We start from the raw sequence: 9,711 nt of genomic DNA on the forward strand, positions 1-9,711 counted from the left end.
GTTCAGGCCGACGGGGGTCCAGGGGGCGGAGCCCCCTGGTGGGGTCGAAGGGGCGAAGCCCCTGGGGATGGGACGGGTAAGGGCGGCGGGGGCGAAACCCCTTCCACGCCCGCCCCACCCCACCTCGCCCCAACCCCGGCACCCCGCCCCCCACGGCGGTACCCTGACCAGGCACATCCGCACACGTACCCGCACGCGCGCGTACCCGCCCGCCCCGAAGGGACACCCCATGCCGCTCGAAGCCGGCCTCCTGGAGATCCTGGCCTGCCCGGCCTGCCACGCCCCCCTCAAGGAGCAGGACACCGAGCTGATCTGCACCGGCGCGGACTGCGGCCTGGCGTACCCCGTCCGCGACGGCATCCCGGTCCTGCTGGTCGACGAGGCCCGCCGCCCCGCGTAAGGCCGAAGCCCCGCGCAGGACCCGGCCCGCGCAGGCCGCCGAGCCCGCCCAAGGGCCCGCACCTCACGCGAAGCCACCGTCCCACGCAAGGCCGAAGCCCAGCGCAAGGCCTAGACCCAGCGCAAGGTCGCCGCCCCACGCAAGGCCGAGACCCAGCGCGAGTCCGCCACCCCGCGCAAGGCCCGCCCCGCCCCGTCGCCAACGGCACCCCGCCGCCCCGACGAGGCATCCGTACCCGCCCGACGAGGCACCCAGGAACCCCGGCGATCGGAGGCTGCCGCCCATGCTCGACGAATCGCTGCTCGACACCCCCGAGGCCCTCTCGGAGGCCGACCGCCGCGGCCTGCTGCGCGGCGCCGCCGAGGCCGGCGCCCGCGTCCGCACGGCGGCCCGGCACGCCGCCGAGGCGGGCGTGCACGACCTCAAGCCCGACGGCCGCCCCCGCGCCGTCCTCATCGCCGGCCCCGGCGCCGCCGCCACCTGCGCCGCCGACCTCCTCGGCACGCTGGCCGGCCCCGGCAGCCCCGTCATCCGCCTCGCCCCGACCGGCGTGGCCCCCGCAGCCGGCGCCCTGCGCTGGGAACTCCCGGGCTGGGCAGGCTCGGTCGACCTGCTCCTGATCACCACCCCCGACGGCACCGAACCGGGCCTGTCGCTGCTCGCGGACTCCGCCTACCGCCGCGGCTGCACGGTCGTCGCCGTCGCCCCCGCCCGCACGCCCCTCACGGAGGCGGTGGAGGGCGCCCACGGTCTCTTCGTACCGATGGCGACGGCCCCGTACGAGCAGGACGAGGAGCAACTCGCCGCGTCCGCCCCAGGCGTCCTCTGGGCGCTGCTGACCCCCCTGCTCGTGCTCCTGGACCGCATCGGCCTGCTCACCGCCCCGCCGGACGCCGTCGAGAAGGTCGCCGACCGCCTCGACCACGTCGCCGAGCGCTGCGGGCCCGCCATCGCGACCTACAGCAACCCCGCCAAGACCCTCGCGGCCGAACTCGCCGACGCGCTGCCGGTGGTGTGGACCGAGGGCGTCTCGGCCGGCCCCGCGGGCCGCCGCTTCGCCGCCGCGCTCGCCGAACTCTCCGGCCGCCCGGCCGTCGTCGCCGAACTCCCCGAGGCCCTCGCCGCACACAGCGCCCTGCTCGCGGGCCCCCTTGCAGCCAGCGCAGACCCGGACGACTTCTTCCGCGACCGCGTCGAGGAGGCCCCCGCGCTGCACGCGCGCGTGGTGCTGCTGCGCGACCGCCCGATCGGCGGCCTCACCGCGGCCCCCGCCGCCCGTGACCTGGCCCTGAGCCACGACACGCCGATCAGCGAGCTGGAGCCCGAGGAGGGCGACGAACTGGCCACCCTCGCCGAGCTGATCGCCATCACGGATTTCGCCGCCGTTTACCTGGCGCTCGCCTCGGGAGCCTGACGTTGACCCGCGCAACCCGCGCCCAGTGACCGGCGTACGTACGGAGACGAAGACACAGCATGGACCGGCTCGACAACACCATCCGCCCCTACGCCTGGGGTTCGACCACCGCGATCCCGCACCTGCTCGGCGTCGAACCGACCGGTGAACCGCAGGCGGAGATGTGGATGGGCGCCCACCCCGGCGCCCCCTCACGCACCGGACGCGGCACGCTCGTCGAGGTCGTCGACGCCGACCCGGAGCGCGAGCTCGGCCCCGCGGCCGTCGCCAAGTTCGGCCCCCGCCTGCCGTTCCTCCTCAAGCTCCTCGCCGCCGGCGCCCCCCTCTCCCTCCAGGTGCACCCCGATCTCGCGCAGGCGAAGGAGGGTTACGAGGACGAGGAGCGCCGCGGGATCCCGGTCGACGCCCCCCACCGCAACTACAAGGACGCCAACCACAAGCCCGAGCTGATCTGCGCGCTCACCGAGTTCGACGGCCTGTGCGGCTTCCGCGACCCGATCGAGGCCGCCGACCTGCTGGCGGGCCTCGGCATCGACTCCCTCAAGCCGTACGTCGACCTGCTGCACGCGCACCCCGAGGAAGCGGCCCTGCGCGAGGTCCTCACCGCGGTCCTGACCGCCGACCCCGAGGAGATGCGGCACACGGTCGCCGCGGCCGCCTCGGCCTGCACGCGCGTGGGCGGCGAGTACGCCCCGTATGCCGACATCGCCCACCACTACCCGGGCGACCCGGGCGTCATCGCGGCGATGCTCCTCAATTACGTCCGCCTGCAGCCCGGCGAGGCCCTGTTCCTCGGCGCCGGCATCCCGCACGCGTACCTGAACGGCCTCGGCGTCGAGATCATGGCCAACTCCGACAACGTCCTGCGCTGCGGCCTGACCCCCAAGCACGTCGACGTCCCCGAACTCCTGCGCATCGTCCGCTTCGAGGCGAGCGACCCCGGCGTACTGCGCCCCGAGGCGTCCCCGGACGGCGAGGAGGTCTACGAGACCCCCATCGACGAGTTCCGGCTGTCCCGGTACGTCCTCCCGGAGGGCACCGGCGCGCACGACCTCACCCGCGAGACCCCGCAGATCCTGCTGTGCACGGCCGGTTCGGTCCGGGCCGGCGAGCACGAACTGCGGCCCGGCCAGTCGGTCTTCGTCCCCGCGGGCGAGAAGGCCGAGGTGACCGGCGTGGGCACGGTCTTCCGTGCCACCGTCGTCGCATGACCCCGAGTGTTGTGATCGTATGACCGGGGTTGTGGATACCTGACGAGCCGTCGCCGGACCGGGCTGCAAGAATGGCCCACCGGCAAAGCACGGGCAAAGGCCTGGACGGCGGACGTACGAAGGCGAAGGGACAACGCGGACACATGAGCGCGTCAGGCGGCACCAGGGCGATCGTGGCGGCACTCGGAGCCAACCTCGCGATCGCGGCATCGAAGTTCGTTGCGTTCGCGTTCAGCGGCTCGTCGTCGATGCTCGCCGAGGGCGTCCACTCGCTCGCGGACTCCGGCAACCAGTTCCTGCTCCTGCTCGGCGGCAAGAAGGCCCAGCGCGAGGCGACCCCGCAGCACCCCTTCGGCTACGGCCGCGAGCGGTACATCTACGCCTTCCTGGTCTCCATCGTCCTGTTCTCGGTCGGCGGCATGTTCGCCATCTACGAGGGCTACGAGAAGATCAGCCACCCGCACGAGGTCGAGCACTGGTACTGGCCGGTCGGCGTCCTGGTCTTCGCGATCATCGCCGAGGGCTTCTCGTTCCGTACCGCCATCAAGGAGTCGAACGAGCTGCGGGGCAGGCTCTCCTGGTCCCAGTTCATCCGCCGCGCCAAGGCGCCCGAGCTGCCCGTCGTACTCCTGGAGGACTTCGGCGCGCTCATCGGCCTGGTCCTCGCTCTCGGCGGCGTCGGCCTTGCCCTGCTCACCGGCGACGGCGTCTGGGACGGCATCGGCACGGTCTGCATCGGCATCCTGCTCGTCCTGATCGCCCTCGTCCTCGCCGTAGAGACCAAGTCCCTCCTCCTCGGTGAAGCTGCGGGCATCGAAGAGGTCAAGAAGATCGAGGCCGCGATCGTAGACGGCGACACGGTCACCGGCATCATCCACATGCGCACGCTGCACCTCGGCCCCGAGGAACTGCTGATCGCCGCCAAGATCGCCGTCCAGCACGACGACACGGCCGCCGAGGTCGCCTCCGCGATCAACGCCGCCGAGGCCCGCATCCGCGAGGCCGTCCCCATCGCGCGCGTGATCTACCTGGAGCCCGACATCTACAGCGAGACCGAGGCCGCGAAGGGCCCGGACCGCGAGGCGACCCCGGGCGGCCCGACCCCACACGCGGCCGGGCACTGAGGGGTACGACGGAGAGAGGGTCGTCGCCACGATCGGGATCACGATGATCGGCATTCAGCAGCGCCTTGTAGCTGACGCTCCGCTCCTTGCCGCCGGCGGCTGTGGGGGAGGCAGCCTTGCTGCCGGGTCGGTGCACGGGCGCCGACCGCACCTGCTCGATCAGCCGCTCGGAGTGGTGGATGCCCTCGGCCACGCCGACTTTCAGCACCCGCTTGCCCGCGAAACGTCTTCGGCCCCGATGGACCCCTGCGTCTCCACCTTCACGTCGATGCCACGGCTCTCGGCGGCCTGCTGGTCTGTTGCCTCCTGTTCTCCCGCCCGCGGCTGTCCTGTTGTCGCTGTCCCCGCGCTTCCCTGCCACCACCCTCGGCAGACCACGACGCGCACCACGATCGGCGCGATGTGTTCGAAGGCGGACTGGGGACGGCCGGGTCGGCCGGTGTAGCTTGGAACAGAGCCAGACGTCGCTGCTGATGGCGGTCGGGCGGTCCCACCGCGGACCGACCGAGGGAGAGAGGGCCTCCGACGGACTGCGCTGCGCGCACGCGGGCATCCCTGTGTCCTCTTCGGGCACTCCTGTGTCCGCCGCCGCGCAGAACAGCCGTACCCGACCTCGACCCAACCCCGAGGAGCAGCTCGCAATGACGACTGTCGACAACCGACAGGACTTCAAGGTCGCCGACCTCTCCCTGGCCGACTTCGGCCGCAAGGAGATCACCCTCGCCGAGCACGAGATGCCCGGCCTGATGGCGATCCGCAAGGAGTACGCCGAGACGCAGCCGCTGGCCGGCGCCCGCGTCACCGGTTCCCTGCACATGACCGTGCAGACCGCCGTCCTCATCGAGACCCTGGTCGCCCTGGGCGCCGAGGTCCGCTGGGCGTCCTGCAACATCTTCTCCACCCAGGACCACGCGGCCGCCGCCATCGCCGTCGGCCCGAACGGCACCCCGGACAACCCCCAGGGCGTCCCGGTCTTCGCCTGGAAGGGCGAGACCCTGGAGGAGTACTGGTGGTGCACGGAGCAGGCGCTGACCTGGCCGAACACCCCCACCGGCGGCCCGAACATGATCCTCGACGACGGCGGTGACGCCACCCTCCTCGTCCACAAGGGCGTCGAGTACGAGAAGGACGGCAAGGTCCCCTCCGTCGACACCGCCGAGAACGAGGAGCACCGGGTCATCCTGGAACTCCTGAACCGCACCATCAGCGACGGCTCCCAGAAGTGGACCCAGCTCGCCTCGGAGATCCGCGGCGTGACCGAGGAGACCACGACCGGCGTCCACCGCCTGTACGAGATGCAGCGCGACGGCACCCTCCTGTTCCCGGCGATCAACGTGAACGACGCCGTCACCAAGTCGAAGTTCGACAACAAGTACGGCTGCCGCCACTCCCTGATCGACGGCATCAACCGCGCCACCGACGTCCTCATCGGCGGCAAGACCGCCGTCGTCTGCGGCTACGGCGACGTGGGCAAGGGCTGCGCGGAGTCCCTGCGCGGTCAGGGCGCCCGCGTCATCGTCACCGAGATCGACCCGATCTGCGCGCTGCAGGCGGCGATGGACGGCTACCAGGTCACCACGCTCGACGAGGTGATCGACAAGGCCGACATCTTCGTCACCACCACGGGCAACAAGGACATCATCATGGCCTCGGACATGGCCAAGATGAAGCATCAGGCGATCGTCGGCAACATCGGTCACTTCGACAACGAGATCGACATGGCCGGCCTCGCCAAGATCCCCGGCATTGTCAAGGACGAGGTCAAGCCGCAGGTCCACACCTGGACGTTCCCCGACGGCAAGGTGATCATCGTGCTGTCCGAGGGCCGCCTGCTGAACCTGGGCAACGCCACCGGCCACCCGTCCTTCGTGATGTCCAACTCGTTCGCGGACCAGACGCTGGCCCAGATCGAGCTGTTCACCAAGCAGTCCGAGTACCCGACCGGTGTGTACACGCTGCCCAAGCACCTGGACGAGAAGGTCGCCCGCCTCCACCTGGACTCGCTCGGTGTGAAGCTGACGACGCTCCGTCCCGAGCAGGCCGCGTACATCGGCGTGAAGGTCGAGGGCCCGTACAAGTCGGACCACTACCGCTACTGAGGCGAACCGCTGCCGTCAGTACTGAGCGGCTCGGCACCACCCGTGACGAAAGCGCGTCGGTGCGCTGACGCGCTCTCGCCATCGGCAGTTCCTCCAAGGCAGGCCCCCGCACCCCCGTGTCGGGGGCCTGCCCCTTCGGCCCCGTGGCCCGTCCGACGGGCCGGCCCGTCAAGACCCAGGACCCCCATGCCCCGCGGCCGTTATTCGCTCCACGATCCGCACGATCACACCCCCCTCGCAGAAGAGCACTTCCAGTGCGCCCCCGGCCCCTCCGGCTGGCGCTACGTCTCCCAGCTCATCGCCCCTTCGGGCGAGCACAGCGGCTCCGTCGACCTCGCCCTCGACGAACTCGGTCGCCCCATCCGACTCGAACTCCACGCCGCGGGCTGGCAGGTGCGCGGCGCCGCCCTGGACGGCGTCACCTGGGTCCGCACGGACCCCACCGGCACCCATGCCACAGAAGGCAATGTGCGCGCCCACGCCTTCACCGGCACTTCCCCCGCGTTCCTCATCGCCACCAGCCGTCTCCTGCGCCTCACCCCTTCCGCCGCGGCAACCCGCGTACGCCTCGTCAGCTTCACCGACCCCGTCCTCGCCCCGCGCACCTTGGACCAGTCCTGGGCTCTGGTGAACAGCGAAACACACGCCACTGACAACGGCCCTCTGACCGTGGACGAATACCAGGTCACAGCCCTGGACACGGGGGAGCAGCACGCGGTGCACATCGCCGGCGACGTCGTACTCGCGGCACCCGGCATCGAGTTGGAGGACCTGGCGTCGCCGCCGTCCGTTTTCGACTGAGCGGGAAGAGGGGCGGGCCGTCGGACGCTTTGCGCAGACCGGGGTTGAGCGGGGTGGGGTCGAGCGGAGGATGGGTCGCGCGAGCGCCTGCTCAGGCCTTACGCCGGGGGGACGAAGCCAGTTGTACCGGCGGGCCGGGGGTTCTCGGTGGCGGATGGGTCGGTCCGGGAACCGTTGTGATCGGTCCCCGAGGCGTTTTGTGGCCCGGGGACCGGGGCGGCGGACGCCGCAGCTCCGGGCGCCGGTGACTCGGCGACTTCGGGTGTCGGTGGCTTGGAGAATTCCGGAGCCGACCCCTCCACCGGCCTGTCCCAGCCAGGCACGGCAGGGGCTGGCTGCGCACCCACCGCCGGGACCCCCGATGCCGGTCCACCCGTCGCGGGTCCGTTCGCGAAGGCCCGCCGTACCTCTCGCGCCTGTCGCTCCTGCAACACGGCCGCCAGGTACGCCGCCGGCGGAACGCCCTGCGGGACCGGCGTCCCCGTCCGCGCCGACAGATCCGAGGCGAGCCGCTCCGCCATGGCCCAGCCGACCTGGGGGTCCAACTGCTGCATCCGCGCCAGGTACTGACGTACGGCGAGCCACAACCCATCGGGAACGGCCGACAGGTCGAGCTCCGCGAACCGTCCGGCCAGCCAGGGCGGCGGCGGAGGCAGGAAACCGGTGCGGGCGACCGGGACCCGTTCGCGTACGACGAGAGTGCCGGCGAACACATCGCCGAGCCGTCGCCCACGAGCCGACACGAGCGAGGCGATGCACGCGACGACCCCGAACGTCATCAGGATCTCGACCACGCCGATCCCACCCCGGACCAGCGCATGCCGGAACCGGATGGGCCCGCCGTCGTCCCGGACCACCCGCAGCCCACACGCCAACTTCCCGAGCGACCGCCCATGGCTCAGCGTCTCGACCACGATCGGCCCGCCGACCAGCACCAGCACGAAGGTGGCGATCGACACCGCGACCTGCGCCGCGTCGTCCATGGAGGCCGTGGCCGCGACAAGGCCGATGGTCAGGGCGACATAGACGGCCATGGCCACGACCAGGTCGAGCAATATCGCAAGGGCCCTACTGGGCAGCCTCGCGGGGCGCAACTCCAGCGCCACCGCCTCGCCCGTCACCAGCTCACTCACGCCCGTCGTCCTTCCCCTGGCCTGCCCTGAGAACGGCCAGTCTGCCAAGCTGAGGGCGCATCGCGCCCCAGTACGACAAGCTGACTCCCACGACGAGCCGCCGAGAACATCCGAGGAGCAGGCAGACCGATGGACCTCGACGTCTTCGTCACCGCCCACCGGGCCGAGTGGGACCGCCTCGACGCACTCCTCGGACGCCAGCGCCGCCTCACCGGTGCCGAGGCCGACGAACTCGTCGCGCTCTACCAGCGCACGGCCACCCACCTCTCCCTGATCCAGTCCAGCGCGCCCGATCCGCAACTGACCGGACGCCTCAGCCAACTCGTCGCACGCGCGCGTAGCGCGGTGACAGGAACGCGACGCGCCTCATGGAGAGACGTCACACGCTTCCTGGCGCACGGTTTCCCGGCCGCGGTCTACCGGTCCCGGCGCTGGTGGGTCCCCACGGCCCTGCTGTCCACGGTCGTCTCCGTCATCCTGGGGTGGTGGATCGGCACCCACCCCGAGGTGCAGGCGAGCATCGCCGCCCCCAGTGAGCTACGCGAACTCACCCGCCCCGGGGGCCAGTACGAGACGTACTACTCGAGCCACCCCGCGGCCTCCTTCGCCGCCCAGGTGTGGACGAACAACGCCTGGGCCGCCGCCCAGTGCCTCATCCTGGGCGTGTTCCTCGGCCTGCCCGTCCTCTGGATCCTCTTCCAGAACATGCTCAACCTCGGCGTCGGCTTCGGTCTGATGTCCTCGGCCGGCCGCCTCGACACCTTCCTCGGCCTCGTCCTCCCGCACGGCCTGCTCGAACTGACCGCGGTCTTCGTCGCCGCCGGCACCGGCCTGCGCCTCGGCTGGACAGTCATCGACCCGGGCCCACGCACCCGCCGCACAGCACTCGCCGAGGAGGGCCGTGCCGCCATCGGCATGGCGATCGGTCTCGCCCTGGTCCTCTTCGTCTCCGGCGCCATCGAAGGCTTCGTCACCCCGTCGGGCCTGCCCACCTGGGCCCGCATCGGCATCGGAGTCACCGCCGAGCTGGCCTTTCTCGCATACGTCTTCGTCCTGGGCGGTCGTGCGACACGCACCGGCGAGACGGGCGACGTGGAGGCGGCCGAGCGCAGTGCCACTGTGCCGACGGCCGCCTGATGTGCGGACACGCCTGCTGAACTGTTAGTCTCTCCTTCGCCCCGCAGGGATCGTTGACACGACCCGAACGGGGAGGTAGATTCGAACAGTTGCCTGGAACCGGATCCTGTCCGTTCGGCAACAGCGAGTATCTGTCTGCTTCTCGGAACGTCGATTTCGAAGAAGTCACCTCCCGATGAATCGGAAATGAGCGGCCGGTCAGACCGGCTCGAAACTTCTGATAAAGTCGGCACCGCCGGAAAGGAAACCGCGAAACAAAAGCGGGAACCTGGAAAGCACCGAGGAAATCGGATCGGAAAAGGATCTGATAGAGTCGGAAACGCAAGACCGAAGGGAAGCCCGGAGGAAAGCCCGAGAGGGTGAGTACAAAGGAAGCGACCGTTCCTTGAGAA

General features: G+C 70.9%; 8 protein-coding genes and 1 pseudogene. 7 read left to right on the forward strand and 2 right to left on the reverse strand.

Annotated features, from left to right (window positions below; genetic code table 11):
• The first annotated feature begins 229 nt into the window (after positions 1 to 229).
• The 4 genes from ABZ848_RS49275 to ABZ848_RS49290 all read left to right on the forward strand — a co-directional run bounded on the left by ABZ848_RS49275 (position 230) and on the right by ABZ848_RS49290 (position 4,149).
• Positions 230 to 400: a Trm112 family protein gene (locus ABZ848_RS49275; protein ID WP_242765862.1), complete on the forward strand. Its 171-nt coding sequence runs from the start codon at positions 230 to 232 to the stop codon at positions 398 to 400.
• A 283-nt stretch (positions 401 to 683) separates the two neighbouring features.
• Entirely contained in the window at positions 684 to 1,814 is a 1,131-nt protein-coding gene (locus ABZ848_RS49280) for an SIS domain-containing protein (RefSeq protein WP_360843632.1), read from the forward strand.
• Positions 1,815 to 1,873: 59 nt separating this feature from the next.
• Complete coding sequence (gene manA / locus ABZ848_RS49285; protein ID WP_360843634.1) at positions 1,874 to 3,025, forward strand: mannose-6-phosphate isomerase, class I; 1,152 nt, start codon at positions 1,874 to 1,876, stop codon at positions 3,023 to 3,025.
• 143 nt (positions 3,026 to 3,168) lie between these two features.
• On the forward strand, positions 3,169 to 4,149 hold the full coding sequence (locus ABZ848_RS49290) for a cation diffusion facilitator family transporter (protein ID WP_360843636.1): 981 nt from the start codon (positions 3,169 to 3,171) through the stop codon (positions 4,147 to 4,149).
• A 52-nt stretch (positions 4,150 to 4,201) separates the two neighbouring features.
• Here the strand turns inward: ABZ848_RS49290 and ABZ848_RS49295 are convergent.
• Positions 4,202 to 4,440: pseudogene (locus ABZ848_RS49295) on the reverse strand (PTS fructose transporter subunit IIC); the annotation flags it as partial.
• A 350-nt stretch (positions 4,441 to 4,790) separates the two neighbouring features.
• Between ABZ848_RS49295 and ahcY the strand changes: the two are divergent.
• A complete protein-coding gene (ahcY, locus tag ABZ848_RS49300) occupies positions 4,791 to 6,248 on the forward strand; it encodes an adenosylhomocysteinase (protein ID WP_360843639.1) in 1,458 nt (485 codons plus the stop codon).
• 186 nt (positions 6,249 to 6,434) lie between these two features.
• Complete coding sequence (locus ABZ848_RS49305; RefSeq protein WP_360843641.1) at positions 6,435 to 7,049, forward strand: hypothetical protein; 615 nt, start codon at positions 6,435 to 6,437, stop codon at positions 7,047 to 7,049.
• A gap of 98 nt (positions 7,050 to 7,147) precedes the next feature.
• On the opposite strand, the gene ABZ848_RS49310 is transcribed toward ABZ848_RS49305, so the two are convergent.
• The gene (locus ABZ848_RS49310) at positions 7,148 to 8,182 is read right to left on the reverse strand and encodes an RDD family protein (RefSeq protein ID WP_360843642.1); all 1,035 of its coding nucleotides are present in this window, start codon (positions 8,180 to 8,182) and stop codon (positions 7,148 to 7,150) included.
• A gap of 129 nt (positions 8,183 to 8,311) precedes the next feature.
• Here ABZ848_RS49310 and ABZ848_RS49315 point away from each other — a divergent pair, with 129 nt between their 5' ends.
• Positions 8,312 to 9,319, forward strand: coding sequence for a stage II sporulation protein M (locus ABZ848_RS49315; RefSeq protein WP_360843644.1), 1,008 nt, complete (start codon positions 8,312 to 8,314; stop codon positions 9,317 to 9,319).
• Positions 9,320 to 9,711: the final 392 nt, after the last annotated feature.

It is taken from the genome of Streptomyces sp. NPDC047081, assembly GCF_040643775.1.
GTDB lineage: Bacteria > Actinomycetota > Actinomycetes > Streptomycetales > Streptomycetaceae > Streptomyces.

Excerpts from the sequence above, each read along its gene's own strand:
- ABZ848_RS49315 (WP_360843644.1), top strand. The coding sequence starts at position 8,312 with ATGGACCTCGACGTCTTCGTCACCGCCCACCGGGCCGAGTGGGACCGC.
- ABZ848_RS49275 (WP_242765862.1), top strand. The coding sequence starts at position 230 with ATGCCGCTCGAAGCCGGCCTCCTGGAGATCCTGGCCTGCCCGGCCTGC.
- ABZ848_RS49305 (WP_360843641.1), top strand. The coding sequence starts at position 6,435 with ATGCCCCGCGGCCGTTATTCGCTCCACGATCCGCACGATCACACCCCC.
- manA (WP_360843634.1), top strand. The coding sequence starts at position 1,874 with ATGGACCGGCTCGACAACACCATCCGCCCCTACGCCTGGGGTTCGACC.
- ABZ848_RS49290 (WP_360843636.1), top strand. The coding sequence starts at position 3,169 with ATGAGCGCGTCAGGCGGCACCAGGGCGATCGTGGCGGCACTCGGAGCC.
- ABZ848_RS49280 (WP_360843632.1), top strand. The coding sequence starts at position 684 with ATGCTCGACGAATCGCTGCTCGACACCCCCGAGGCCCTCTCGGAGGCC.
- ahcY (WP_360843639.1), top strand. The coding sequence starts at position 4,791 with ATGACGACTGTCGACAACCGACAGGACTTCAAGGTCGCCGACCTCTCC.